This is a genomic window from Amycolatopsis sp. WAC 01416, from assembly GCF_003947485.1.
In the GTDB taxonomy this organism is placed as follows: Bacteria; Actinomycetota; Actinomycetes; order Mycobacteriales; family Pseudonocardiaceae; genus Amycolatopsis.
Genome location: NZ_QHHX01000012.1, coordinates 174,470 through 200,299, shown reverse-complemented (window position 1 = coordinate 200,299; position 25,830 = coordinate 174,470). Strand labels below are relative to the sequence as shown.

Sequence of the window (25,830 nt, the reverse complement as noted above, 5' to 3'; positions counted from 1 at the left end):
CGAAACTGTGACAGGTTGCCTCGATATGTCAGGCGTGCTTGGCGGTGGCCGCCTTTTCCAACCCGAGGATGCTGATCGACTCCGCGCGCATCTCGACCTTGCGCACCTTTCCGGTGACCGTCATCGGGAACTCCTCGACGACATGGACGTACCGCGGGATCTTGTAGCGCGCCAGCTTCCCCTCGCAGAATTCCCGCACCGCTTCGGCCGTCAGCGGTTCCGCACCCTCGCGCATGCGGACCCACGCCATCAGTTCTTCGCCGTACTTCTCGTCCGGGACGCCGATGACCTGCGCGTCGAGGATGTCCGGGTGGGTGTAGAGGTACTCCTCGATCTCGCGCGGGTACAGATTTTCGCCGCCTCGGATGACCATGTCCTTGATGCGGCCGGTGATGTTGACGTACCCGTCGGCGTCCATGATCGCGAGGTCGCCGGTGTGCATCCACCGGGCCGCGTCGATCGCCTCGGCCGTCTTGTCGGCCTGCTCCCAGTAACCGAGCATCACCGAGTAGCCGCGGGTGCAGAGTTCGCCCGGTTCGCCGCGCGGCACGGTCAGCCCGGTCTCCGGATCGACGACCTTGACCTCCAGCTGCGGTCCGACCCGGCCGACCGTCGACACCCGCCGCTCCACCGAATCGTCCGCGCGCGTCTGCGTGGACACCGGCGACGTCTCGGTCATGCCGTAGCAGATCGACACCTCCGCCATGCCCATCCGATCGATGACCTGCTTCATCACCTCGACCGGGCAAGGCGAGCCCGCCATGATCCCGGTGCGCAGCGAGGACAGGTCGTGGGAAGCGAAGTCCGGGTCGGCCAGTTCGGCGATGAACATCGTCGGAACCCCGTACAGGGACGTGCATTTCTCGGCCGCGACGGCTTCGAGGGTGGCCTTCGGCTCGAACGCGGGCGCCGGGATGACCATGCACGCGCCGTGGCTCGTCGCCGCGAGATTGCCCATCACCATGCCGAAGCAGTGGTAGAAGGGCACCGGGATGCAGATCTTGTCGGCTTCGGTGTAGTTGCAGAGTTCGCCGACGAAGTAGCCGTTGTTGAGGATGTTGTGGTGGCTGAGCGTGGCGCCCTTGGGGAAACCCGTGGTGCCGGACGTGTACTGGATGTTGATGGGGTCGTCCGCGGAGAGCTCGCTCTGACGCTTGGCCAGCGGCGCGTGGTCGGCTTTGGCACCGATCTCCAGCAGTGACGGCCACGCGGGGCCGTCGAGCAGCACGACGTGTTCCAGCGCCGGGCATTTCGGCCCCGCTTCGGCGATCATGCCCGCGTAGTCCGAGGTCTTGAACGAGTTCGCGGCCACGATGAGCTTGATCCCGGCCTGGTTCAGCACGTACTCGAGTTCGTGCGAGCGGTACGCCGGGTTGATGTTGACCAGGATCGCGCCGATCTTCGCGGTGGCGTACTGGACGCAGGTCCACTCCCACCGGTTCGGCGACCAGATGCCGACGCGGTCGCCCTTGGCGATCCCGAGGTCCAGCAGACCCGACGCGAGCGCGTTCACCTCGGCGGCGAGTTCGTCGTAGGTCCAGCGTTTCCCGGCCGCCCGGTCGACGAGCGCGTCCCGGTCGCCGAAGGCGGCGACGATGCGGTCGAAGTTGTCCCCGATGGTGTCCCCCAGCAGCGGGGTGTCCGAGATTCCCGATGCATAGCTCGGTAATGCGGGGGCGTCAGGCATGGAAACTCCTGCGTTCGGCGGCATCGACGCGTCGAGTCTAAGAACGCGGCGTGACCACGGCCACCTGCAAGTGGAGACCACCTCAGGGGAAACCCGGAGGCCGGGCCGGGTCGTGGCCGATATCGTCGGGATCATGCGCCTCTACATCGTCGACGCCTTCACCTCCGAAGCCTTCGCCGGTAATTCCGCCGGCGTCGTGCTGCTGGACTCGCCGGGCGACGCGGGCTGGATGCAGTCGGTCGCCGCCGAGTTGAAGCACGCCGAGACGGCCTTCGTCGAGGTCGGGGGCGAAGGCCCGAAGTCGCTTCGCTGGTTCACGCCGGAGACCGAAGTCGACCTGTGCGGGCACGCGACGTTGGCGACCACGCACGTCCTCGGCGGCGAGCAGACCTTCACGACGAGAAGCGGCGAGTTGCGCTGCCGCGCCGAAGACGGCTGGGTGTCGATGGACTTCCCGTCGGATCCGCCCCGCGAGTCCGGCGACGACCTGTCGCCGATCCTGCCGGGCGTCTCCTTCGAGTACGTCGGGCGCAGTAAGCACAACCTGTTCGCGGTGGTGGACGACGCGTCCGTGGTGCGCTCGCTCGCACCGGATCTGGCCGCGCTGCGCGGGCACTGGAACGGGCGGCTGATGGTCACCGCCCCCGGCGACGTCGACGGGATCGACTTCGTCACCCGGTTCTTCGCGCCGGGCGTCGGCATCGACGAAGACCCCGTCACCGGCTCCGCGCACTGCGTCCTCGCGCCGTACTGGGCCGCTCGCCTCGGCCGGGACAAGCTCGTCGGCGAACAGGCCTCGGCCCGCGGCGGCATCGTGCGGATGAGTCTCGAAGGCGACCGCGTCCTGCTTTCGGGCCAGGCGGTCACCGTGGCCAGCGGGGAGTTGCACGTCTGATGCGCCTGATCCTGAACGTCATCTGGCTCGTGCTGTGCGGCCTGTGGATGGCACTCGGCTACATCGTCGCCGGTGTCATCTGCTGCATCCTGATCGTCACCATCCCGTTCGGGCTGGCGTCGTTCCGGATCGCTGCCTACGCGCTCTGGCCGTTCGGCCGCACCGTGGTGGACCGGCGCGACTCCGGGGCCGCGTCGACGATCGGCAACGTCATCTGGTTCCTCTTCGCCGGGCTTTGGCTCGCCATCGGGCACGTGCTGACCGGGGTGGCGCTGTGCATCACGATCATCGGGATCCCGCTGGGCGTGGCGAACTTCAAGATGATCCCGGTCTCGCTGATGCCGCTGGGCAAGGAGATCGTGGAGCTCCCCTGACTGCCCCCGGCCCCACCGTGAGGCGCCCCCGGGCCCTGCAATGAAGGACGCTTTCATTGCAAATTTTGCTATGAAAGCGTCCTTCATTGCGCGCGCGGGGAGGCCACTCACGAGGCCTGATGGCTCAGTCTTCGGGCTCCCAAGGCAGCGAAACGATGAGGCAGGGGCCGCCGACGAACAACCCGCCGTCGATCCCCAGCGCCTTCCCGCCCGCGTAGAGGTACGGCCCCTCGATCTGCGCGGGGTGGATGCCGAGCTGGTCGGCGATGACGCTGTGCCCGTGCACGATCCGCTCGCCGCCGAGCCGGTCCATGAGCTGTTGCGCGACGTCGGCGCCTTCGGGGCCGCGGAAGGCGTAGCGCGTGGTCATCCGCCGCCACACGTCCCACCAGGCCTGGATGTCGCTGCCTTGGAGGATCTCGCGGCCACGCGCGTTGATCTCGTCGATGTTCTCGCCCCACCCGAGGTACTCGAGCGTGTCCGAATGCATCAGCAGGTGGTCCGCGGCCAGCGTCAGCATCGGGCGGGAGGTCAGCCATTCGATGTGCTGCGGAGTGAGCCTGTCCTGGTCTTCGAGCAGTCCGCCGTTGATCTCCCAGCTGCGGGCGAAGCTGCGCGGCCCGAAGTCGGACGGCACCTCCGTGTCGCCGAAGTGGTACATCCCGAGCAGCAGGATCTCGTGGTTGCCCAGCAGCGTCCCGCAGCGCCCGCCCGCCGCGGCGGCCTGCCTTTCGAGCCGCATCACCAGGTCGATCACGCCGACACCGTCGGGTCCACGGTCGACGAAGTCGCCGAGGAACCAGAGGGTCGCTTCGCCACCTGCCCAGTCGTCGTCGGAGTCGAGCAGCCCTTTCTCCCGGAGCGTCTCGGCAAGCTCGTCCCGGTGTCCGTGCACGTCACCGACCACATAGGTCGGGGACGCGGGCTGATCGTCGTGCATCGTCTGACGATAAGCCCTCCGCATCCGGATGTGTCGCTCAGCCTTCGGCGAAGGGGTCGCCGGTGCGCCCGACCAGATCGGCGATCGAGTCGATGATCTTGGTCGGCCGGTACGGGTAGTGCTCGGCGCTCTCCCGCGAGGAGATGCCGGTCAGCACCAGGATCGTCTGCAAACCGGCCTCGATTCCCGAGTGGACGTCGGTGTCCATCCGGTCGCCGATCATCAGCGTCGACTCCGAATGCGCGCCGAGCCGCCGCAGCGCCGAGCGCATCATCAGCGGGTTCGGCTTGCCGACGTAGTACGGAGAGCGGCCGGTGGCCTTTTCGATCAGCGCGGCGACCGAGCCGGTGGCGGGCATCGAGCCCTCCATGCTCGGGCCGGTGGCGTCGGGGTTGGTGGCGATGAACTTCGCGCCGCCCTCGATGAGCCTGATCGCGCGGGTGATCGCGCTGAAGCTGTACGTGCGCGTCTCGCCGAGGACGACGTAGTCCGGGTCGCGTTCGGTCAGCACGTAGCCGACTTCGTGCAGCGCCGTGGTGAGCCCGGCTTCGCCGATCACGAACGCCGAGCCGTTCGGCCGCTGCGACGCGAGGAACTTCGCCGTCGCCAGCGCGGAGGTCCAGATCGCCTCCTCGGGGATGTCGAGACCGGTCCGCTCGAGCCTCGCCCGCAGGTCGCGCGGGGTGTAGATCGAGTTGTTGGTCAGCACCAGGAAGCCGATGTCGTTGGCGCGCAGTTCCTTGAGGAACTCGTCCGCGCCGGGTACGAGGTGCTCCTCCTGGACCAGCACGCCATCCATGTCGCTGAGGTATGTCCAACGGCGCTCGTTCATGGGTCCCACCCTAATGATCGGAGACCGCGTGAACAGCCACGGACGCCGCCTTGACCGAAAGATTGACCGGTGTCCCGGGTTCGAGCGCCAGTTCGGCGACCGCGGCGGGGGTCAGGTCGGCGGCGAGACCCGCCGCCCAGTCGTCACCGCGGGTCCGGACGCGGATCACCGGTCCGTGCGGTTCGAGCGCGTCGACGACTCCCTCGACGGTGTTGCGCGGGCTGCCCCGGTGCTCACCGTCCCGCAGGTACACCGCGACGGCGCTGGGGGCGAAGACGGCCACGGCCGCCTCGTCGACGACGACGTCCTCCGCCGGGATCCCGGCCAGCGACAGCCCGCCTGACGTGCGCAAACCGCCCTCAACGGCGATGCCGGGCACCAGATTGAGCCCGGCGATCCGCGCGGTGAACGCCGTGCGCGGCGCGGAGAGCACCTTGCGGGTCTCGCCGCGTTCGACGATCCGGCCGTCGCCGAGGACGGCCACGTGATCGGCCAGCGCCAGCGCGTCGAGCGGGTCGTGGGTGACCAGCACGGTCGGCGGTCCGGAACGCAGCACCCGCCGGAGCAGCCCTCGGATCGCGGGTGCCGCGTCGACGTCCAGCGCGGCGAAGGGCTCGTCGAGCAGCAGAAGCCCCGGCTCGGCCGCCAGTGCCCGCGCGATCGCGACCCGCTGCGCCTGCCCGCCGGAGAGTTGCGCGGGCCGCCGTCCGACCAGTTCGAGCGCGTCCACGTCGGTCAGCCACTCCCGCGCGAGCCTCTTGGCCTCGGCGCGTCCGGTGCCGGTCGATCGCGGCGCGAAGGCGACGTTGTCCAAAGCGGACAGATGCGGGAAGAGCAGGGCGTCCTGGGAGAGCAGGCCGATACCGCGCGCGTGCGGCGGCAGGCCCGCCAGGTCGCGGCCGTCGAGGGTGATCCGCGCGCGATCGGGCCGGAGCAGGCCGGCGAGGCAACCGAGCACACTGGACTTCCCCGACCCGTTCGGGCCGAGCAGCGCGAGCACACCGCCGTCGGGGACTTCGAAGCCGACGTCCAGGGTGAACTCGCCGCGCCGGAGGGCGATCTCCGCCGAAAGGGTCACGACCGGACCCCTTCGAGCGCGCGCGGCCGGGCGAGCGCGATCACCGCGACGGCGACCAGGATGAGCAGCAACGCGAGCGCCACCGCGCTGTCGACGTCGACCTCGGCCTGCGTGTAGACCTCCAGTGGCAGGGTCCGGGTCACCCCTTCCAGGCTGCCGGCGAAGGTGATCGTCGCGCCGAACTCGCCCAGCGCCCGCGCGAAGCTCAGCACGATGCCCGAACCGAGCGCGGGCAGCAGCAGCGGCAGCGTGACCCGGCGGAACACCGTCCACGGCTTGGCACCCAGCGTCGACGCGACCCTTTCGTACCGGTCACCGGCACCGCGAAGGGCTCCTTCGAGGCTGACCACCAGGAACGGCATCGCGACGAACGTCTGCGCGATGACCACCGCGGCCGTGGTGAACGGCACCTGCTCTCCGGTCAGCGCGGTCACCAGGATGCCCAGGAAACCCTTGCGGCCCAACAGGTACAGCAGCGCCAGGCCGCCGACCACCGGCGGCAGGACCAGCGGCAGCAACACCACCGCGCGCAGCACGCGCACGCCGCGCGCCCGCGAGCGCGCGAGCACCACGGCGAGCGGGACCCCGAGCAGCACACTGGCCACAGTGGACAGTCCGGCGGTGATCAGCGAGAGCTTGAGCGCGTTCAGCGACGACGTCGAGGTGATGAGGCTCGGGAAGCGGCTCAGGTCCGAGCGCACCAGCAGGCCGACCACCGGCAGCACCACCAGCGCCAGCGCGCACACCGCCGGCGGCCACAGCACCCACGGCACCGCTCCCCCCGCAATTCGCCGCCTACTTGCGCGCGCATCCATCGCAAGCAGGTGACGAGTTGCGGGGTCAGGGCGCGCCAAAACCGACCTTCGCGAGTTCCTTCTTGCCTTCCTCGCCCAGGACGAAGTCCCTGAACAGCCCGGCGAGCTGAGCCTGCGGAGCGTCCTTCACCACCGCGATCGGGTAGTCGTTGACAGCGCCCGCAGCCTCCGCGAAGTCCACTTTGTCCACGTTCGCGGCCGCCGAGGTCGCGTCGGTGACGTAGACGAGCCCGGCGTCGGCGTCGCCCGACCGCACCTTCGCGAGCACCGACTTGACGTCCTGCTCCTCGCTCGACGGCTTGAGCGTGACCCCGGACGTCTGCTGGACCTTCTTCGCCGCCGACCCGCACGGCACCTGCGGCGCGCAGACGACCACGGTCAGCCCGTCCTTCGCGAGATCCGCCAGGCTCTTGATGCCCTTCGGATTGCCCTTGCCGACCGCGATGGCGAGCCGGTTGGTGGCGAACACCGACGGCTGCCCGTCGATCACGTCGCCCTTGGCTGCCTTGTCCATATTGGCCTGGTCCGCCGACGCGAAGACGTCCGCCTTCGCGCCTTGAGTCAGCTTCTGGACCAGCGCCGAGGAGCCCTCGAAGCTGAACTTCACGGTCACCCCGGAGTTCTGTGCCTCGAACCGCTTGCCCAGCACCCCGAACGACTCGGTCAGCGACGCCGCCGCGAACACGGTGAGCGTCCTTCCCCCTCCTTGAGACGCCGCCTCCGAACCACAGGCGGTCGCGGCCAGCGCCAGCGCGAGCAGGACGGGGCCGAGCTTCCTCATCGGCTTCCTTCCGGGGTTTCGATCAAGACGGTGGTCGCCTTGACGACGGCGACCGCGAGCACCCCCGGCCGCAGTCCGAGTTCGCGGACGGCCTCGGCGCTCATCAGCGAGACCACGCGATGCGGGCCGCATTGCAGCTCGACCTGTGCCATCACCTTGTCCGTGATCACTTCGGTGACGAGCCCGACGAACCGGTTCCGCGCGGAGCGGCCGACGCTCGAAGGATCCTCGGGCTGTTCGGCCTGCGCCTTGGCGAACGCGGCGAGTTCGGCGCCGTCGACGACCTTGCGGCCCGCCGAGTCGTCGAACGCGGTCAACTGGCCCGCGCGCACCCAGCGGCGGACGGTGTCATCGCTGACGCCGAGCAGGCGAGCGGCTTCAGACAACCGGAATTGCGGCATGTCTGGCAGGTTACTTCCGCAGATGCGGAAAAGCTACGCGGGCGAGGAATTGCCGGGGAGTTCGTCGCGGAGGCCATCGAGCAACGCGCTCTGGAAACGTTCGAGCACTTTCCGTTCCTCGGGGGAGAACCGTTCGAGGACGTTCTTCATGTTCGTGTACGCGGATTCGAAGAGCGGCGCGTGCCGCTCCAGCGCGTCCGGAACGACCTCTATCAGGACTTTCCGGCGGTCGACGGTGTCGCGGACGCGGCGGGCGAGGCCTGCTTTTTCGAGCCTGTCCATGACGCCGGTCACAGCACCCGTCGACAACCCGGTCAGTTCGGCGATCCTGCCCGCTGTCAACGGTCCCGGCGTCTGGCCGGCGAGCTCGAGGACCTGGTGATCGGTGGCCGACAGGCCCATCCGCTCGGCGATGCGCGTGTGCCGGAGGACGGTCAGCGTGCCGCCTTCCCTGCCGAGATCGGCGAACCTGGCCAATTCCTCCGCCGAGAGCGGATATTTCGCCATCCGGAAACCCTTCCGATTCGATGCGAAAAGGGATTCTAGACAGTCGGTTTCGCCCCGTTCGGGGTTAGTCTGGTGACAATGACAGCAGTCGATCTCGGGTTTCCCCGTGTCCCCGGTACACGCGGCGGCCCAACCGTGCCCAGGCCGGACAATCCCGCGCTGATCGACACCTTCGGCCGGGTCGCGACCGACCTGCGGGTGTCGCTCACCGACAAGTGCAATCTGCGCTGCACCTATTGCATGCCCGCCGAGGGGCTCGAATGGATGCCGAGCGCGGACGTGCTGACCGACGACGAACTCGTGTTCCTGCTGCGGATCGCCGTCGAACGGCTCGGCGTCACCGACATCCGGCTCACCGGCGGCGAACCGCTGCTGCGCCAAGGGCTGGAGAAGATCGTCGAGCGCGTCGCGGCACTCGAACCGCGACCGCGGCTTTCCATGACCACCAACGGGATCGGGCTCGCGAAGCGCGCGAAGTCGCTCGCCGACGCCGGCTTGGACCGGATCAATGTCTCGCTGGACACCGTCGACCGCGCGCTGTTCGAGACGATCACGCGCCGCGACCGGCTTCCGCACGTGTTCGCCGGCATGGCCGCCGCGAGGGAGGCCGGGCTGGACCCGGTGAAGGTCAACGCGGTCCTGATGCGCGGACTGAACGAGGACCAGGCCGTGCCGCTGCTGAAGTTCTGCCTCGCCGAGGGCTACCACCTGCGGTTCATCGAGCAGATGCCGCTGGACGCGCAGCACGGCTGGAACCGGGCCGACATGATCACCGCCGAGGAGATCCTCGGCATGCTCGGCGAGGAGTTCTCGCTGTCGCCGTTCCCCGCCGCGCGGGGCGGGGCGCCCGCCGAACGCTGGCTGGTCGACGGCGGACCGGGCGACGTCGGTGTGATCGCGTCGGTGACCCGCCCCTTCTGCGGCGCCTGCGAGCGCACCCGGCTGACCGCGGACGGCGCGGTGCGCTCGTGCCTGTTCAGCAACGACGAGACCGACCTACGCGCCCTCGTGCGCGCGGGCGCGCGCGAAGAAGAGGTGGCGGACGCCTGGCGGACGACCATGTGGGGCAAGCTCGCCGGACACGAGATCAACGAGGCCGGGTTCGCGCAGCCGATCCGGCCGATGAGCGCGATCGGCGGCTGACATGGTGACCATCGTGGTGCGGTACTTCGCCTCGGCTCGCGCGGCCGCCGGCCTCGACGAGGAGAAGGTGACCCTGCCGGACGGCGCCCGCGTCGCCGACGCCGTCGCCCGACTGCGTGAACTTCACCCGGAAAAGCTCGCGAAGCTGCTCGAAGCGGTCTCATACCTGCTGGACGGCGTCGCCGTGCGGGATCTCACGCGACCGCTGACCGAGGGCGCCGAACTGGACGTCCTGCCGCCGTTCGCGGGTGGCTGACCTGCGGAAACGCGGGAAAGTGAGAGCAAAGGTCCCTTGCTCCCCCGCGAGCCGTTCCGGGGCCTTTGACCTGCGGTCCGTCCGGAATTCACCGGCCGGTCGCCGACGCCGCCGAGGATGCGCCAGTGATCACTCCCCGCCGTGTCCTCGCCGCGCTGCTCGCCGCGGTCGCCGCCACGAGCCTCGCGACCGCCCCCGCCTCCGCCTCCGAGCGCGGCGTCCGGCCGCTGCCGCAGGCGCACAGCCACAACGACTACGAGCACACGCGTCCGCTGCAGGACGCGCTCGACCAGGGCTTCACCAGCGTCGAGGCCGACATCTTCCTGGTGGACGGGCAGTTGCTGGTCGCGCACGACCTCGCCGACACCCGCCCGGACCGCACACTCGAGTCGCTCTACCTGGAGCCGCTGCGCAAGCGCGTCCTGGCCAACCACGGCGTCGGCGTCTACCGGCAGCGTGTCGAGTTCCAGTTGCTGATCGACGTCAAGGGGGACGCGAACAGCACGTACGCGGCGCTGGAGAAGCGGCTGTACGACCCGCGCTACTCCTTCCTCTTCTCTCTGTACGCGTTCGGGCACGTACAGAAGCGGGCCGTCACCGCGGTGATCTCCGGCGGGCGGCCCAAGGACGTGATGCTCGGGCAGAAGTTCCGGCTCGCCTTCTACGACGGCCGGATCAAGGACCAGAACGACCTCGGCATCGGCTCGGACCGCCGGATGACCCCGCTGGTCTCGGACTCCTGGACCGGGCTGTTCACCTGGACCGGCGAAGGCCCCTTCCCGGCCGCGGAGCGGGCAAAACTACACGAAATGGTCGAAAGCGCCCACGCGGCGGGCCAGCGAGTGCGCTTTTGGGCGACGCCGGACACCGCCGGCCCCGCACGTGACGCGCTTTGGAAAGAGCTGGCCGACGCCGGAGTCGACCACCTGAATACGGACGACCTGCCAGGGCTGGCGAACTTCTTGAGGTCTCGCTAAAGTGCGCGGCCCAATAGCGCGCGAAGGCGCACGAATGGGCCAGTCAGCCCTTAATCCACGTGATGCAAGCCTCACGATCCGTGAATTATCTCGGCCAGGAAACGGTCCGATAACGGCCCGCTGACCTGCATAAACAGCCGAATCGTTATGGGTTGCGTGCTGTTACTGTGATGTAGGTCACAGCTCGAATAATTTCCGATCAGGCCGTTCGTTACGTACCGTCGCTTTTCGGTTGGCCCCGACCGACCACGCAACACCGGGAACCCGTAGCGCCGAGCCCTGTCCAACGGATTCCCGGACCCAACCCCGAGCGAAAGCATTTCCGGACAGGGACGAGGGGACAGAGCCGACGCGGCGTGCGTCCGGCGAAGTCAGCCGGCCTGAGACGGCCGGCCAGGACCCGCGAGTCCTTCCCTCAGCACAGACTCGTAGGCGCAGGAAGCGAGATGTACTCACATGTCTTACCGAGGCAAGCACCGCAAGATGTCCGCCGCCACCCGTCACATCGCTCGCGTTGCCATTGCGGGCGTCGCGGTCGGCGCCCCCCTCGCCATCGCCGCGACCCCCGCGTCGGCGACCAACTGGGACGCCATCGCGCAGTGCGAGAGCAGCGGAAACTGGAACACCAACACCGGTAACGGCTACTACGGTGGTCTGCAGTTCTCGCAGAGCACCTGGCGCGCCTACGGTGGCACCGGCAGCGCGCACAACGCGTCGCGCGAGCAGCAGATCGCCGTCGCCGAGCGGGTCCTCCAGGGCCAGGGCATCGGCGCGTGGCCGCACTGTGGCAAGAAGGGCGGCTCCGCCAGCCCCGCCAAGGCCAAGTCGACCGCCCCGAAGGCCACCAAGAAGGTGACCCCGAAGAAGTCGACCGCTCCGGTCACCAAGCAGCAGGCCCCGGCCCCGGCCGCCGCCAATGTCGCGAGCTCGAACCCGGCGGGTGACTACACCGTCGTGGCCGGCGACACGCTGTCCAAGATCGCCTCCAAGTTCAACGTCCAGGGCGGCTTCCAGAAGCTGCAGGACCTGAACAAGGAGTACGTGCCGAACGCCGACTTCATCGTCGTCGGCCAGAAGCTCGCCACCAAGTGAGCTCTTGAGCACCGGTAAGTCGTGATGCCCGCGGGATTCCCCGCGCGGCCACGTCACGACTGACAAGGCCCCACCGCGCCATTCCCCCGGCGGTGGGGCCTTGTCGTGTCCGGGGGTCCGGCGCCCCAGGCCCGGCCGCCCGCGCGCGTGCAATGAAAGGTCCTTTCCTTGCAAATTTTGCGAGGAAAGGACCTTTCATTGCACGCCGCTCACGGCTCGGTCACCTCGCTACGGCGAGTTGACCCACTCGTCGCTGCCGTCGCTGAAGTGCTGGTGCTTCCACACCGGCAACCGCGCCTTGACCTCGTCGACCAGCTCCGAACAGGCCGCGAAGGCCTGGCCCCGGTGCTCGGCCGCCACGGCGCAGGCCAGCGCGACATCCCCGATGGCCAGCGCGCCCAGCCGGTGACTGACAGCGACCGCGCGTACGCCGGTCCACTTTCCCGAGAGGTCCGAGACGACCTCCGCGAGCACGTCGGCGGCGCTGGGGTGGCCTTCGTAGGCGAGCCGTTCCACCGAACGCCCGCCGTCGTGGTCCCGAACGACCCCGCCGAAGGTGACCACGGCGCCCGCGGCCGCGTCGTCCACCAGCCGGGCGTGTTCTTCGACCGAAAGCGGCTCGTCGACCACCGCGATCCGTGCGACCCGAACGCTCACTGCTGTGCCTCCCGTGGGTGGTCGCCGCCCGCCAGCTGGTCGACGGCGTGGTCGAGGATCCCGTCCAGTACGCCCAGGCCGTCCTTCACGCCGCCGCGTGAGCCGGGCAGGTTCACCACCAGGGTCCGGCCGGCGACGCCGGCGATCCCGCGTGAGAGCACGGCCGTGGGCACCTTGGGCAGTCCGGCGGCCCGGATCGCGTCCGCGACGCCGGGGAGTTCGTAGTCGAGGACGGCGCGGGTGACGTCCGGGGTGCGGTCCGTCGGCGAGATGCCGGTGCCGCCGGTCGTCACGATCACCTGGACCCCGGCCGCGACGGCGTCGCGCAACGCTTCACCGACCGGGTCCCCGTCCTCGACGACCACGGGCCCGGGCACGTCCCAGCCGCGTGAGGCGAGCCAGTCCGTGATGACCGGACCGGTCGTGTCCTCGTAGACCCCCTTCGCGGCACGGTTCGACGCCACGATCACCCTCGCGACGCGGTTCACGGCCGCTCCCAGGTCCCGGTCTTGCCGCCGTCCTTGCGGATCAGGCGGACATCGTCGAGGGTCGCCGCGGGATCGACGGCCTTGATCATGTCGTGCAGGGTCAGCCCGGCGACGGCGACGGCGGTCAGCGCCTCCATCTCGACGCCGGTCCGGTCGTCGGTCTTCGCGGTCGCGGTGATGTGCACGGCGGTCTCGGCGAGGGCGAACTCGACCTTCACCCCGGACAGCGCGATCTGGTGGCACAGCGGAATCAGCTCGGGCACCTTCTTCGCGCCCATGATGCCCGCGATCCGGGCGGTCGCGAGGGCGTCGCCCTTGGGTAGCCCGTCCGTCGCCAGCAGGCCGAGCACCTCGGCCGTGGTGTGCACGGTGCCGCCCGCCAGCGCGGTGCGGGCGGTGGGCGTCTTGCCGGAAACGTCGACCATACGGGCGGCACCCGTATGGTCGACGTGGCTGAGTTCACTCACGCCAAGCAGGCTAGTCCTCAGAACATCCGTTGCTTCGAGCGAACCTCGTCGAGCGCCTTCTCGCGTTCCTGCCGCTGCTCCGGCGTCATCGAAGCGAAGAGCCCTCCCTTGTCCGCGGCACAGGCCGTGTCGCGCACCGGACGCTTGCCCTCCACGAGGAACCGGTTGACGGCGTTGTTGCCGCAAGCGTTCTCGTCGCTCAGCCAGACGCCGTGCCCGCCCTCGTCCACGGTCACGATCCGCGCCCGGTCACCGAGTGCGCGGCGCATCTCCTCGGCACCGCTCAGCGGAGTCGCTGGGTCACGCAGGTTCTGCACCATCAGGATGTTCGACGGTCCCCGGTCGCCGATCCGTACCGTCGGCTCGATCTGCTCGGACGGCCAGTACGCGCAGGCCCAGATGTTCGCCCCCGCCGCGCCGAACATCGGGTACTTCACCCGGTCCTTGGCGACGTTGCGCTGGTAGGTCCCGACGTCCTCCGGCCAGTTCGCGTCGTTGCAGACCACGTGCAACTGTCCGGACAGCAGCTGCGACACGTCGATCTGCGCCGTCTCGGCGGCCTGCTTCGAGACGCCTTCGCCATCGAACGCCTGCCACTGCTGCGCGAGCACCGGGAAGGACCTGGTCGAGTAGAGCGCGCCGAACGTGCCCATCCGGAACGCCGCGCCGTCCACGCCAGGGACCGCGCCGCCGTCGAGTTTGGCGGCGAGTTCGTAGAACTTCGCGGTCACCTGCTGCGGCGTGCGGCCCAGCCCGTAGCTCGCGTGCCGCGCCGCCGCCCATTTCGCGAAGTCCGGGAAGCGGTCCTCGAACCCCTCCGCCAGGCGACGCGAGGTGGCCGGATCGAGCCCGCCAGGACCGGTCACGCTGTCGATCACGACGCGATCGGTCTGCTGCGGGAACAGCGTCGAGTACACGGCGCCCAGGTAGCTGCCGTAGGAGACGCCGTAGTACGAGAGCTTCTTCTCACCGAGGGCTTCCCGGACGCGGTCCATGTCGCGGGCGGTGTTGGCCGTGGTGATGTACGGCAGGTTCGCGGCTGTCTTCGACTCACCGCACTGCTTCGCGATACCGGCCACGTACGTCGCCCGCTCGGCCACCGCCGCCGCGTCGCGCGCGTACGGCGGGACGTTGCTCACCTGCTGCTCAGGCTTGAGATCGCAGGTGACCGGTGTGCTGCGCCCGATCCCGCGCGGGTCGAACCCGATGACGTCGTACGCGTCGAGCACACTCGACGGCATGCCCGCCGCCCGCAGTTCGGCGGGCATCGACAGCCCGGGCCCGCCGGGGCCGCCCGGGTTCGTCAGCATGATCCCGCGCCGCTTCGCCGGCTTGGTGCTGGCGAGTTTCGAAACGGCGATGTCGATGGTGGCGCCGTCGGGCTTCCGGTAGTCGAGCGGGACCGGCAAGGTGCCGCATTCGACCCCTGGCGCGGCCACGTCCTCCGGACACGGCCCCCAGCGCACAGACGAGACCGCGGCGGACGCCGTGGCCGGTACGAGTACCGCCACGGTCGCCGCCGCGGCCGTGAGTGTCCCGATCCTGCTCAGGACAGAGCGATTCATCCCCAACCCCCGTCATGATCGACTTCTTGGTCGGGATCGAGCCTATGAGCGGGCCGGGCGCGGAGTCGTCACCCTGAAGTCGGCCACGAGGTCGGCCTCAGTGATGACGAGGACTCCGAATGGAGCAAGGGAGATTTGGTATCACTTCCGGCTACGGGGTCTCCCGAAGCCGGTTTCGTCAGCGCTCGGCAGACTGAGCAGCTTTGACGGCCTTAGCCGCTTTCTTCACGGCTTCGGCCACGGCGGGGGCGACCGCGCTGTCGAACACGCTCGGCACGATGAACGAAGCGTTCAGCTTGCCGTTATCCACCACGTCCGCGATGGCGTCGGCGGCCGCGAGGAGCATCGAGTCGTCGATGTGGTGCGCCTGCGCGTCGAGCAGCCCGCGGAAGACACCGGGGAACGCGAGCACGTTGTTGATCTGGTTCGGGAAGTCGCTGCGGCCGGTGGCGACCACGGCCGCGTGCTTCTGCGCTTCCAGCGGGTCGATCTCCGGGTCCGGGTTGGCCAGCGCGAACACGACGGCGTCGGACTTCATGGTCGCGACCTGCTCGGCCCCGAACAGGTTCGGCGCGGAGACGCCGATGAACACGTCGGCGCCGACGAGCGCCTCGTGCAGCGTGCCCGCCTGCTGCTCCTTGTTCGTGTGCTCGGCGATCCAGGTCAGGTTCTCGTCGAGGTTGCCGCGCGCGGAGTGCACGATGCCGTCGATGTCGGCGGCCACGATGTCACCCGGGTTCTTGCCGAGGATCAAGCGGATGATCGCCGAGCCCGCCGCGCCGACGCCGCTGACGACGATCTTGCAGTCTTCGATGTTCTTCCCGACCACGCGCAGGGCGTTGCGCAGCGCGGCGACCACGACGATCGCGGTGCCGTGCTGGTCGTCGTGGAACACCGGGATGTCGAGCTGCTCACGCAGGCGCTTCTCGATCTCGAAGCAGCGCGGCGCGGCGATGTCCTCGAGGTTGATGCCCGCGTAGACCGGCGCGAGCGCCTTCGCGATCATGATGATCTCTTCGGTGTCCTGGGTGTCCAGGCAGACCGGCCACGCGTCGACGTCGGCGAACTTCTTGAACAGCGCCGCCTTGCCCTCCATCACCGGGAGCGCGGCGGCCGGGCCGATGTTGCCGAGGCCCAGCACCGCGGAGCCGTCGGTGAGCACCGCGACGGTGTTGCGCTTGATGGTCAGGCGGCGCGCGTCCTCGGGGTTCGCCGCGATCGCCTGGCAGACGCGGGCGACGCCCGGCGTGTACGCGCGGGAGAGATCGTCACGGTTACGGAGCGCCACCTTGGGGGTGACCTCGATCTTGCCGCCGAGGTGGATCAGGAACGTCCGGTCGGAGACCTTGCGCACGCGCACGCCCGGCAGCGAGTCCAGGGTCTGCGTGATGTCCTGCGCGTGGTTCTCCGACAGGGCGTTGGCGCTGATGTCGACGACGATCGACTCGGGGTGCGACTCGACGACGTCGAACGCGGTCAGCACACCGCCGACCCTGCCGACGGCGGTCGTCAGGTCACCCGCCGCGGTGGACGACGCGGGGGCCTCCACCCGGACGGTGATCGAATATCCGGGACCGGGAACCGGCATGGCACTACCCCCGCTGAGGAACGCTCGAATAGGTCGATCGAAAACCTACTCCCGTGACGACCGCCACGGACCTTCGCAGGGGTAACCGGCGAGTAGCTTTTTCTACCGGTTGATCTCGGTCTCGGGGTGCACGTAAGGCACGTTCTCGAGCGGGAAGGTCACGTCGCCGAACGGGGACAGCGCGCCCTGCCGATCGGACGCGAGCTCGGTGACGGGGTGCTCCCCGTCTTCACCGGGCCACGTGGGGTCGATGCCCGCGCGCTTCTTGTTATCGCCCTTCGCCACAACGTCCTCCAGAGCATGGTCAAGCCGTTCTCACGGGACAGTCTGCCCGAACGCCACTGGCGGGCCACCACCCGCCCGGTATCCTGGTCGTCTATGCCCGCGCCATCCCTGGCGGACTGGCTGCGCCAGGAGTCCGACGACGCTCTCGCCGCACTGCTGCGCACGCGTCGCGACCTGTCCACGCCACCCCCGTCCGACACCATCGTGCTCGCCACCCGGGCCGGCACGCCGGGCTCCGTCGCGCGTGCTTGCGAAGACCTCGACACCTTCACTCTCTCCGTCCTCGACGCTCTCCTGCTGGCCGGAGCGGACACCGATCCGGTCGCCGCGGCCGAGGTCGCGCGGCTCGTGGGCACGAAGATCGGCGAGCCGCTGGCGCTGTTGCGCAAGCGGGCCCTGGTCTGGGGCGAGGACGACGCGCTGCGCGTCCCGCCGTCGGCCCGTGACGCGCTCGGTCCCTTCCCCGCCGGGCTCGGGTCGTCGTCGCCCTCGCTCGCCGGAACGGACATCGAGGCCGCGCTCGCGGAGGCCGGCGAGGATGAACGAGCCCTGCTGACGACGCTGGCCGCCGGGCCGCCGATCGGCCGCACCCGCGACGCGTCGGCCGACGTCCCGCTGGAGCGGGCGCGGAACCCTGTCCAGCGCCTGCTCGCGCGTGGCCTGCTGCTGCGCCGGGACGACCAGACCGTCGAGCTGCCGCGCGAGATCGGGATCGCGCTTCGCGGCGGGTCGGTGTTCGACCCGGCGTCGCTGCGCGAACCGGAGCTCCCCACGCATCCGCATCAGCCGTCCACAGTGGACGCGACGGCGGCCGGCGAGGCGATGGAGTTCTTGCGCCAGACCGAAAGCATGCTTCGTGCGTGGTCGGAGACGCCGCCGCCGGTGCTGAAGTCCGGCGGGCTCGGGGTCCGCGAACTGAAGAAGCTCGCCAAGGATCTCGACGTCGACGAGACACGGGTGACCCTGCTGGCGGAGATCGCGGTCGGCGCCGGGCTGGTGGCCGACAGCGAAGCGACCACGCCGGAATGGGTGCCGACGACGCTCACGGATTCGTGGCTCGCGTCGCCGACCGCGCAGCGCTGGATGACGGTCGCGCAGGCCTGGCTCGAACTGCCCCGGCTGCCCGGCCTCGCCGGCGGGCGGGACGCGAAGGACAAGCCGATTGCGCCGCTGTCGGAGGATCTGCGCCGTCCGCTGGCGCCTGCGTCGCGGCGGCGGATCCTCCTCGCCCTCGCCGCGCTTCCCGACGGCGCGGGCGTGAAGAGCACCGACGAACTGGTCGCCGCCCTCGCCTGGCGCGCGCCGCGGCGGGGCGGGCGGCTGCGGGACGAGACCGTGCGCTGGACGATGGCGGAGGGGGCCGCACTCGGCCTGATCGGGCTCGGCGGGCTCACCACGGCGACCCGGGCACTGCTGGCCGAGGATCGGCCGGGAGCGGTCGAGGCGATGATCGACGCACTGCCGCGTCCGGTGGACCACGTCCTGGTCCAGGCCGATCTGACGGTGGTCGCGCCGGGTCCGCTGGAGGCCGAACTCGCGGCCGACATGACCGCCGTCGCCGACATCGAATCCTCCGGGCACGCGACCGTCTACCGGATCACCGAGACGTCCGTGCGGCGCGCGCTCGACACCGGGCGGACCGCGGGCGAACTGCACCAGCTGTTCACGACGCGGTCGGCGACGCCGGTGCCCCAATCGCTGAGCTACCTGATCGACGACGTCGCGCGGCGGCACGGGCGGCTGCGCGGCGGGGCCGCCGAATCGTTCCTGCGCTGCGACGACGCGTCGCTGCTCGCGGAGGTCATGGGCAGCCCGGTCGCGACGGAGTACGGCTTGCGCATGATCGCGCCGACAGTGCTCATCAGCGCGTACCCGCTCGCCGAAGTCCTCGACGCGCTCCGCGCCGCCGGGTTCGCTCCTGCCGCCGAAGGTCCCGACGGACGCGTCATGGACATCAGGCCTTCCGGACGTCGCCTGCCCGCGAAGGCGCGTGCCGCGCGCCGGGCCCCCGGAGAGCCTGCCGGGCTGACCGACGACCAGGTCGGCAAGATCGTCGCGCACGTCCGGGCCGGTGACGCCGCTTCGGCGCGCCGCCGGGGCGAGACGGTGCGCGCGCCACAGGGAGGCGGCGCCGGGGACACGTCCGCGACGCTGGCGTTGCTGTCCCAGGCGACCATGGAGCGCCGCGAGGTGTGGATCGGCTTCGTCGACTCACGCGGGACGGCGAGCCAGCGGGTGGTGCGGCCGCTGCGGGTCGGCGGCGGGGTCCTCGAAGGGACCGACCACGAGCGCTACCCGCTGCACCGGATCACGTCGGCTGCCCTCGTCGAAGACTGACCCCCGCAATTAGTCACCTACTTGCGGGCTGTTCGGAGCGCAAGTAGGTGACTAATTGCGGGGGGGGTTAGAGGGCGCGAAGGCCCTGAAGCACCCGCTCCATGAAAGCGCGCGAAGAAGAGTCGCCGAGGATCAGTTCCGTCTGGTGGATCAGCACCAGACCGGCGTCCGCCATGTCGCCGACGAGCACCTTCACCACGCCCAGCGGCAGCCGCAGATGCGCGGCGATCTCCGCGATCGACCGGGTATCGAGGCAGAGGTCGCAGATCTGGCGGTGTTCGGGGGTCCGCACGCCGCGGTACCGGCGGCCGTCGTCGCTGGTCGACACCAGCGCCTCCAGCGCCAGGTCGTGCGCGGTGCGGGTGCGTCCGCCGGTGCGGGTGTAGGGCCGGACCCGCGAGCCCGGTGACGGCGGCATGTAGACCGAAGCGGGCGCGGCGTCGTCGGCGGTGACGCGCGGCGGCGGCGATTGGCGAAGGGGCGAAGGCATCGGCGCCGGGGCGGGGGGCGGGGCGGCGGGCGGGCGTCGCGGCATGACCGTGCTGATCGAGCTCAGCTCGAACCGGCTCGGGGAATCGAAGGCCTCGCGTTCGGTGCCCTGGTAGAGGGAGTCCCAGCCGGAGGGTTCCGGTTCGGTGAATCCGGTGATCTTCATCGGCGCTTACCCACGTACGCCGCCCTGCAGCTGCGCGCGCAGCTCGGGCGTGATCTGCTGGCCGACCCGCTCGACGAGCAGGGTCATCTCGTAGGCCACGGTGCCGATGTCACAGGTCGGCGCGGCCAGTACGGCGAGTGAGGAGCCGTCGGCGACCGACATGAGGAAGAGGTAGCCGCGTTCCATCTCGACGACGGTCTGGTTGACCCCGCCCGCGTCGAAGCAGCGGGCGGCGCCGGCGGTGAGGCTGATCAGCCCGGAGGCGACCGCGGACAGCTGTTCGGCCCGCTCCTGCGGCAGCCCTTCCGACGGCGCGAGGAGAAGACCGTCCGCCGAGACCAGCACGGCGTGCGCGGCACCGGGAACCCGGCGCGCGAAATCCGTGATGAGCCAGCCGAACGAGCTCTGCTGCTGTCCGGATGCCGTCACAAGTCCCTCCTCGCTGCGTCAAGACCACCTGGGCGACGTGGTCCGGGCGACTCTCCCCGACCAGCACCGATCCCGGTACCGGCGGTCCGAAAGACGCCTCCACCCAGCGTATTCGTCCCGTCGATCGTGTCGAGTCCGCCACCCGGCCATCGGCGTTAACCGAACGTAAACGTCCGGCCGCTCACCGCGTCGACCCATCGCGAACCACGCATTCGTGGGTCACCCCGTGGTGGCCGGGTGCGACCGGACGTGAACCGGCGTCCGCCCAGGTCATCGCCGTTCCGGTCACCCGTTCGGGCGCCTTCGGCACCGGATCGCGTGAAAGGGATCGCCCCGCGTCCGCTCCGGTTGGTGGCGCCACTCCCCGAAGCGGGTGAAGCCTGCCGAGTTCACTCCAACGGCCGCATCCGCTCCGGGGTTTCGCCTGTCGCTATCCCGCGCGCAACGCCGAATCGTGTGCGATGGCGTGCTGCACGACCGAGATCAACACCTGCTTGGCGGAGTCACGTTCCCGGGCGTCACAGGCCATGATCGGCACGGACGGCGAGATCGTCAGCGCGTGCCGGACGTCCTCGATCTGGTGGTGCAGCAGCCGGTCGAAGCAGTTGATCGCCACGACGTACGGCAGCTTCCGGTTCTCGAAGAAGTCGATCGACGGGAACGCGTCGGCGAGCCGCCGCGTGTCGACCAGCACGACGGCACCGATGGCGCCGACCGCGAGGTCGTCCCACATGAACCAGAACCGGTGCTGGCCCGGCGTACCGAACACGTACAGCACCAGATCCGAGTCCAGCGAAATCCGGCCGAAGTCCATGGCCACGGTCGTCGTCGACTTGTTCGGGGTGGCCGAATTGTCGTCGACGCCGGTACTGGCCTCGGTCATCATGGCCTCGGTGGTCAGCGGATCGATCTCCGAAACCGCTCCGACCAGCGTGGTCTTCCCCGAGCCGAATCCGCCAGCGACCACGATCTTGGCCGACGACGTCGGCCCGGCCACCTGCGGCGCATTCGCGTCGGAGTCAAATTCTCCGAAGCCCACTGAGCACCCTCTCCATGAACTCGATACTGGGCCGGTCACCCACGTTCTGGCTGGCAGTGTGCACCAGGACCAGGCCGAGGCCGGCCACGTCTCCGATCAGCACCCGGACCACGCCGAGCGGCAGGCGCAACAGCGCCGCGACTTCGGCGACGGACCGGGTGTCCAGGCAAAGGTCGCAGATCGACCGGTGTTCGGGGACGCGTACCCGGTCGAGCACACGTCCCTGTTCACTGGTCGAGATCAACGCCTCGATGGCAAGGTCGTACGTCGGCTTGGTCCGTCCCCGCGTGCGGAAGTACGGCCGGACCAGGCCGGATGATTCGACGTCGGTGGTGTACTGCTCGTCGACGTATTCGTTCTGTGCCTGCTGCGGCAGTGCCGCGGCGAGCGGAGCCGCGTCGGCCGCGGCCGCCCGTCGTTCCTCCTCCTTGTCGAAGGAGAACTTGGCGAACTCGCCGGAATCGTAGAGCGGACCGCTGCCACCACCGAACAGTTCGGCCCCGGGTCCGCCGAGCAGGCGTTCCCGGTAGTCCGTGACGCTGAAATCGGCGGGTCCCTGTCCCGCGTTCGAATCGGTCAGCCAGCGGGAGGCCTCGTCCGGGGACACGGGGTCGTTGTCCGACCCCTGTGCCCGTCGCGATCGCCATTCGCGGTCGACCCGGTCCCGGAAGGACGTCCAGTCCTCCCGGCCGTCGTCACGTTCCGACCACCCGCCGGAGAAGTCGTCACCGAGCCGGCCATCGCCCCTCAAGCGCCCGTCGTCCACGGCATTCTCCTCGGTTCCCGGTCGCTCAGCGGCGGACCGACGCGCCCTGCAGCTGCGCGCGCATCTCCGGTGTCAGCTGTTGCCCCACCCGTTCCACCAGCAGGGTCATCTCGTAGACGACCAGGCCGATGTCACTCTCCGGCGATCCGAGGACCGCCAGACAGGACCCGTCGGACACCGACATCAGGAAGAGGAAGCCGTTGGCCATCTCGACCACCGTCTGCGCGACCGTGCCGCCTTCGAACACCTTCGCCGCACCGCGTGCGAGGCTCGTGAGCCCCGACGCGACCGCGGCCAGCTGATCGGCCCTGTCCTTGGGAAGTCCCTTCGAAGAGGCCAGCAGCAAACCGTCCGCCGACACCACCACGGCATGCGCCGCGCCCGGGACCCGGTGCACGAAATCCGTGATCAGCCAGGCAAAGCTGCTCGTGTGTCCTTTACCCTGCGCCTGGCCGCCAGGCTGCGCCGGACCACCCGGCTGCATCGCACCCGCCCGTGTCACTGTCACTCCTTACTGCTGTCATCGGCGGAGGAACCTCCGCCGGTCACCGGAACGCCGTTGTCATCCAGCGCGTCGATCGGACGATCCTTCAACGCGTGCCGTCCCGACTTGTAGCCCTGCTGGAAGCTTGCCATCCGACTCCTCGCCGCAGTCGCCGAGCGGGCGATCGCACCCGTTCCCGGCATTCCGGAGGTCTTGTCGGCGAACGAGTCTTCCTTCTTCGGCTCGTTCCCGCCGATCGAGCCGGGGACGAGGTACTGGTTCGGCACCCGTTTGGGCAGGCCGGCCGGGGTGATCTCGTCGTTCCGCTCTTCGTACAGGACCTGCGCCGCCTGCCAGCCGTCGTCCGACGCGCTGCGCCAGCCATTGTCCTGGAGCGCGGTCTCCGGCGGAACAGTCCGAGGGGTCCGAGTGGGCAATGCCTCTTCGGGAGTGTCCTCGACGTCGGGTTCCACCACGTCGGCGGCGGTGTCGCGGGTCTGCTCGGGCAGGTCGGGCTCGACCGGCTCCGTGTAGGTGGTCGGGGTGTCGGCGCCTGCCTCGTCGCCTTCGCTGAACCAACGGGACAGCACCGACTGGTAGATCGGCAGCCGCCGGGTGGGCACGTCGTCGTCGAGCGCCGACTTGCCTTCGTCCGAAGACCGCTCGGACTCCGAAGACCCCGAAGACCCCATTGCCCTGTTCGGCGTTTCGACCGGGGTGTACTTCGGCTCCCGCTTCGGCAGCACCAGCGACGAGAACTGGGTCTCGGTGCCGCTGGAGGCGCCGTCGCCGTTCGGCGGCGAGATGTCGTCCGCCGTCGGCCACGCCGGGGTCTCCTCGGCGGGGACCGCCGGGCTGAGGAACGGTCCGGCCGCGTTCTTGCCCGCGACCAGGTCGTCGAGGCTGATCGGCTGGTCGAGCGGGACGAGCCCGCCCTGCTGCGCGATCGGTTGCGAAGCCGGGGGCTTCGACGGTGGCGGCGGGGTCATCTCCAGGCCGCGGTCGGAAGCGGGGATGTTCGGCAGCGACGTCGACATCTCGGACACCGACGGCATCGAAGGCATCGACGTTTCCGAGCGGTTCGACGGCGGCGGGGTCCGCACGCCGGGCCGCATCTGCGTGAGCAGTTCGGCGGGCACGACGACCCGCGCGATCACGCCGCCCTCGATGTCCTCGTTCTCCCGCAGCCGGACCTCGATGCCGTGGCGGCGCGCCAGGCGCGCGACCACGTACAGGCCCATCCGCCGGGTCACCGAGACGTCCAGGTCCGGCGGGTCGGCCAGGCGCTGGTTCACCTCGGCGAGCCGCTCCTCGGTCATGCCGACACCGTGGTCGGTGACCTGGATGGCGAGCGCCTTCTTGCGGGTGATCACCGCGCGGACGGTCACCTTCGTCTCCGGCTCGGAGAAGTAGGTGGCGTTGTCCAGCAGTTCCGCGAGCACGTGCACGAGGTCGTGGATCGTCAGGCCCTGGACGGCGACCTCGGGGACGATCCCGATCTCGATCCGGGCGTACTGCTCGATCTCCGAGACCGCGGCGCCGATGACGTCGGCGGCGGGCACCGGCTTGGGCACCGACTTCGCGAGACCGGCGCCCGAGAGCACCAGGAGGCTTTCACCGTTGCGGCGCAGCCGCGTGGCGAGGTGGTCGAGCTCGAACAGGCTGGCCAAGTGGTCCGGATCCTGCTCGTCGGCCTCGAGCCGGTCGATCACGCCGAGCTGGCGTTCCACCAGCCGCTGCGACCGGCGGGACAGGTTCACGAAGATGCCGTTGACGTTCTCTCGCAGGAGGGCCTGCTCGGCGGCCATCTTGACGGCCTGCGCGTGGACGACGTCGAAGGACCGCGCCACTTCACCGATCTCGTCACGCGAGGTGACCGGCACCGGCTCGACCGAGCGCTTCGAGGCGTTGACCGGGTCCGGGTCGTCGAGGATCGCCTGCACGGTTTCCGGCAGTCGTGTGTACGCGACGTCGAGCGCGGTCTTCCGCAGGATCCGCAGCGGGCGCAGCATCAGCCTGGCGATGACGAGCATCAGGAACAGCGCCGCGAGCAGGGCGAGCAGGACGATCGCGCCGCCGATCCAGGCCGAGTTGATCGCGTCGGTCGCCAGTTCGTCGGCCTGTGCCCGCAGCTGGCCGAGCAGATTGGTCTCGACCGCGCGGAGTTTGTCCAGCGCGACCCGGCTGTCGTTGCCGAGCGCGACGTTGTCGATCGACGGCGGCTCGTTCTGCTGGTGCAGCGAGAACGCCATCGTGGTGATCCGGCGGCGGTCGTCGACCTCGGGGCCGGAGAAGGTGTCCGAGTAGAGCTGCCGCTGTTCGGGGCTGGCGTTGGCGAGGAAGGCCGCCGTCGAGGCGTCACCGCTCGCGACCGCCGAACGCGCCTGGTCGAACAGGTCGCCGGGGAACGAGGAGCGGAAGGAGGCGATCAGCAGCGCCGCGTCACCGCGGGCGATGAACTCCTTGCCCTCACTGACGGCCTGCACGGTCACGCCGAGCCGGAGCACGTCGCGGTTCGCCACCGCGGTCGTCACCTCGCGGCCGAGCTGGACCAGCGAGTCGAGGATGCCGGAGTAGGCGATGAGGACCGGGGTGTCGCCCAGCAGCGAGGTGTTCATCGCGCCGCGCAGCGGGCGCAGGGCGTCGAGCCGCTGCAGACCACGCGAATAACGGTCCCTTGTGTCCTGATCGTCCGGGTTGATCTGGTTCGCCGAAGCCCGCAGATCGTCGACCGCGCGGTCGACCTTGGAGATCTGCGCGTCGAGACCGGCTTGGCGCGACGCGTCACCGGAGGCGATCTTGGCGACGGCGAGCGAGCGTTCGCTCTGCAGCTCGTGCACCACGAGCGTGATCTTGTCGGCGAACGCGACCTGGTCGGCCGTGTCCTGGAACCTCGCCGCCTCGCCGCTGTCGTCGATCACGCGCAGCGTGCCGAGCGCGAGCGCGGTCAGCGTCGGGATGATCAGAACGGCCGCGAGCTTCGATCGCAGACGCCAGTTACGCAGGCCCAGGAACGACCCGGCCTTCCCGCCAGGACCGTCTCCGGTATCCCGCGCAGGGGCCCCTCCCACCCCCGCGGTGTCTTCGTTCGGCACCGCCGCACCACCATCATCTTCATCCGGGCCGGGAAAGCCCATTTTGGACATGCCGTACTGCTGCTGTCTGGGTCGGTTGTCGGAGACCACTATCCGCTCGCTCCCGTCACCCTGGAGGAGCGCGCACGGCGTGCGGGTCCACTCCTGGAAATGCGGAAGTCGTCTTTGACGCAGTCTCTCAAGTGCACTTGACCGAA

General features: G+C 69.6%; 25 protein-coding genes and 1 pseudogene. 7 read left to right on the top strand and 19 right to left on the bottom strand.

What is annotated here, in order from left to right; all coding sequences use genetic code 11:
* Positions 1-28 precede the first annotated feature (28 nt).
* Positions 29-1,687 (bottom strand): AMP-binding protein, encoded by a 1,659-nt coding sequence (locus DL990_RS35640; RefSeq protein WP_125801327.1) that lies wholly within the window; start codon positions 1,685-1,687, stop codon positions 29-31.
* Between the two features lie 133 nt (positions 1,688-1,820).
* Here DL990_RS35640 and DL990_RS35635 point away from each other — a divergent pair, with 133 nt between their 5' ends.
* Together DL990_RS35635 and DL990_RS35630 are read left to right on the top strand one after the other, a co-directional pair.
* Positions 1,821-2,582, top strand: coding sequence for a PhzF family phenazine biosynthesis protein (locus tag DL990_RS35635; protein ID WP_125782063.1), 762 nt, complete (start codon positions 1,821-1,823; stop codon positions 2,580-2,582).
* Positions 2,582-2,956 carry a YccF domain-containing protein gene (locus DL990_RS35630; RefSeq protein WP_125782065.1) on the top strand — a complete coding sequence of 125 codons (375 nt, stop codon included), beginning with the start codon at positions 2,582-2,584 and terminating at the stop codon, positions 2,954-2,956. The genes DL990_RS35635 and DL990_RS35630 overlap by 1 nt, the downstream gene beginning before the upstream one ends.
* Before the next feature lie 124 nt (positions 2,957-3,080).
* Here DL990_RS35630 and DL990_RS35625 read toward each other — a convergent pair whose 3' ends face one another.
* The 7 genes from DL990_RS35625 to DL990_RS35595 are packed head-to-tail and all read right to left on the bottom strand — an operon-like array spanning position 3,081 to position 8,310.
* Complete coding sequence (locus DL990_RS35625; RefSeq protein WP_125801326.1) at positions 3,081-3,896, bottom strand: metallophosphoesterase family protein; 816 nt, start codon at positions 3,894-3,896, stop codon at positions 3,081-3,083.
* A gap of 37 nt (positions 3,897-3,933) precedes the next feature.
* Positions 3,934-4,728 (bottom strand): HAD-IIA family hydrolase, encoded by a 795-nt coding sequence (locus DL990_RS35620; protein ID WP_125782068.1) that lies wholly within the window; start codon positions 4,726-4,728, stop codon positions 3,934-3,936.
* 10 nt (positions 4,729-4,738) lie between these two features.
* Positions 4,739-5,806, bottom strand: a complete 1,068-nt coding sequence (locus DL990_RS35615) for a sulfate/molybdate ABC transporter ATP-binding protein (protein WP_125801325.1) — start codon at positions 5,804-5,806, stop codon at positions 4,739-4,741.
* Entirely contained in the window at positions 5,803-6,621 is an 819-nt protein-coding gene (locus tag DL990_RS35610) for an ABC transporter permease (RefSeq protein ID WP_199746733.1), read from the bottom strand. The genes DL990_RS35615 and DL990_RS35610 overlap by 4 nt, the downstream gene beginning before the upstream one ends.
* A 25-nt stretch (positions 6,622-6,646) precedes the next feature.
* Positions 6,647-7,402 carry a molybdate ABC transporter substrate-binding protein gene (modA, locus tag DL990_RS35605; RefSeq protein ID WP_125801323.1) on the bottom strand — a complete coding sequence of 252 codons (756 nt, stop codon included), beginning with the start codon at positions 7,400-7,402 and terminating at the stop codon, positions 6,647-6,649.
* A complete protein-coding gene (locus tag DL990_RS35600) occupies positions 7,399-7,803 on the bottom strand; it encodes a molybdopterin-binding protein (RefSeq protein ID WP_125782076.1) in 405 nt (134 codons plus the stop codon). Before DL990_RS35600 ends, modA begins: the two co-directional genes overlap by 4 nt.
* 33 nt (positions 7,804-7,836) lie before the next feature.
* On the bottom strand, positions 7,837-8,310 hold the full coding sequence (locus DL990_RS35595; RefSeq protein WP_125801322.1) for a MarR family winged helix-turn-helix transcriptional regulator: 474 nt from the start codon (positions 8,308-8,310) through the stop codon (positions 7,837-7,839).
* A gap of 78 nt (positions 8,311-8,388) precedes the next feature.
* Here DL990_RS35595 and moaA point away from each other — a divergent pair, with 78 nt between their 5' ends.
* From moaA to DL990_RS35575, 4 genes are all read left to right on the top strand, one after another.
* The gene (gene moaA, locus DL990_RS35590) at positions 8,389-9,453 is read left to right on the top strand and encodes a GTP 3',8-cyclase MoaA (protein WP_199746732.1); all 1,065 of its coding nucleotides are present in this window, start codon (positions 8,389-8,391) and stop codon (positions 9,451-9,453) included.
* 1 nt (position 9,454) lies between these two features.
* Positions 9,455-9,709: a MoaD/ThiS family protein gene (locus DL990_RS35585; RefSeq protein ID WP_199746731.1), complete on the top strand. Its 255-nt coding sequence runs from the start codon at positions 9,455-9,457 to the stop codon at positions 9,707-9,709.
* 125 nt (positions 9,710-9,834) lie between these two features.
* Positions 9,835-10,686: a phosphatidylinositol-specific phospholipase C/glycerophosphodiester phosphodiesterase family protein gene (locus tag DL990_RS35580; RefSeq protein ID WP_125782080.1), complete on the top strand. Its 852-nt coding sequence runs from the start codon at positions 9,835-9,837 to the stop codon at positions 10,684-10,686.
* Between the two features lie 456 nt (positions 10,687-11,142).
* On the top strand, positions 11,143-11,778 hold the full coding sequence (locus tag DL990_RS35575; RefSeq protein WP_125782082.1) for a transglycosylase family protein: 636 nt from the start codon (positions 11,143-11,145) through the stop codon (positions 11,776-11,778).
* 228 nt (positions 11,779-12,006) lie between these two features.
* Here the strand turns inward: DL990_RS35575 and DL990_RS42340 are convergent.
* The 5 genes and pseudogenes from DL990_RS42340 to DL990_RS35545 all read right to left on the bottom strand — a co-directional run bounded on the left by DL990_RS42340 (position 12,007) and on the right by DL990_RS35545 (position 16,828).
* A pseudogene (locus DL990_RS42340) lies at positions 12,007-12,923 on the bottom strand (molybdenum cofactor biosynthesis protein MoaE).
* Complete coding sequence (gene moaC / locus DL990_RS35560) at positions 12,920-13,390, bottom strand: cyclic pyranopterin monophosphate synthase MoaC (protein WP_125782088.1); 471 nt, start codon at positions 13,388-13,390, stop codon at positions 12,920-12,922. Before moaC ends, DL990_RS42340 begins: the two are co-directional and overlap by 4 nt.
* A 17-nt stretch (positions 13,391-13,407) precedes the next feature.
* Positions 13,408-14,955, bottom strand: coding sequence for an alpha/beta hydrolase (locus DL990_RS35555; RefSeq protein ID WP_125801320.1), 1,548 nt, complete (start codon positions 14,953-14,955; stop codon positions 13,408-13,410).
* 178 nt (positions 14,956-15,133) lie between these two features.
* Entirely contained in the window at positions 15,134-16,543 is a 1,410-nt protein-coding gene (locus DL990_RS35550; RefSeq protein ID WP_125782092.1) for an NAD-dependent malic enzyme, read from the bottom strand.
* Positions 16,544-16,645: 102 nt separating this feature from the next.
* The gene (locus tag DL990_RS35545) at positions 16,646-16,828 is read right to left on the bottom strand and encodes a hypothetical protein (RefSeq protein WP_125782094.1); all 183 of its coding nucleotides are present in this window, start codon (positions 16,826-16,828) and stop codon (positions 16,646-16,648) included.
* Between the two features lie 93 nt (positions 16,829-16,921).
* Here DL990_RS35545 and DL990_RS35540 point away from each other — a divergent pair, with 93 nt between their 5' ends.
* Positions 16,922-19,165 carry a helicase-associated domain-containing protein gene (locus tag DL990_RS35540; RefSeq protein WP_125782096.1) on the top strand — a complete coding sequence of 748 codons (2,244 nt, stop codon included), beginning with the start codon at positions 16,922-16,924 and terminating at the stop codon, positions 19,163-19,165.
* A gap of 67 nt (positions 19,166-19,232) precedes the next feature.
* Here the strand turns inward: DL990_RS35540 and DL990_RS35535 are convergent, their stop codons facing one another.
* The 6 genes from DL990_RS35535 to DL990_RS35510 form a co-directional block, all read right to left on the bottom strand.
* Positions 19,233-19,820 (bottom strand): DUF742 domain-containing protein, encoded by a 588-nt coding sequence (locus DL990_RS35535; protein WP_125782098.1) that lies wholly within the window; start codon positions 19,818-19,820, stop codon positions 19,233-19,235.
* A 6-nt stretch (positions 19,821-19,826) separates the two neighbouring features.
* The gene (locus tag DL990_RS35530; protein WP_020631857.1) at positions 19,827-20,249 is read right to left on the bottom strand and encodes a roadblock/LC7 domain-containing protein; all 423 of its coding nucleotides are present in this window, start codon (positions 20,247-20,249) and stop codon (positions 19,827-19,829) included.
* Positions 20,250-20,679: 430 nt separating this feature from the next.
* On the bottom strand, positions 20,680-21,288 hold the full coding sequence (locus tag DL990_RS35525; protein ID WP_125782100.1) for an ATP/GTP-binding protein: 609 nt from the start codon (positions 21,286-21,288) through the stop codon (positions 20,680-20,682).
* Complete coding sequence (locus DL990_RS35520) at positions 21,269-22,054, bottom strand: DUF742 domain-containing protein (RefSeq protein ID WP_125801319.1); 786 nt, start codon at positions 22,052-22,054, stop codon at positions 21,269-21,271. The genes DL990_RS35525 and DL990_RS35520 overlap by 20 nt, the downstream gene beginning before the upstream one ends.
* A 25-nt stretch (positions 22,055-22,079) precedes the next feature.
* Positions 22,080-22,538 (bottom strand): roadblock/LC7 domain-containing protein, encoded by a 459-nt coding sequence (locus tag DL990_RS35515; RefSeq protein WP_085939650.1) that lies wholly within the window; start codon positions 22,536-22,538, stop codon positions 22,080-22,082.
* Positions 22,539-22,558: 20 nt separating this feature from the next.
* A complete protein-coding gene (locus DL990_RS35510; RefSeq protein WP_125782104.1) occupies positions 22,559-25,684 on the bottom strand; it encodes a nitrate- and nitrite sensing domain-containing protein in 3,126 nt (1,041 codons plus the stop codon).
* Between the last annotated feature and the right edge of the window lie 146 nt (positions 25,685-25,830).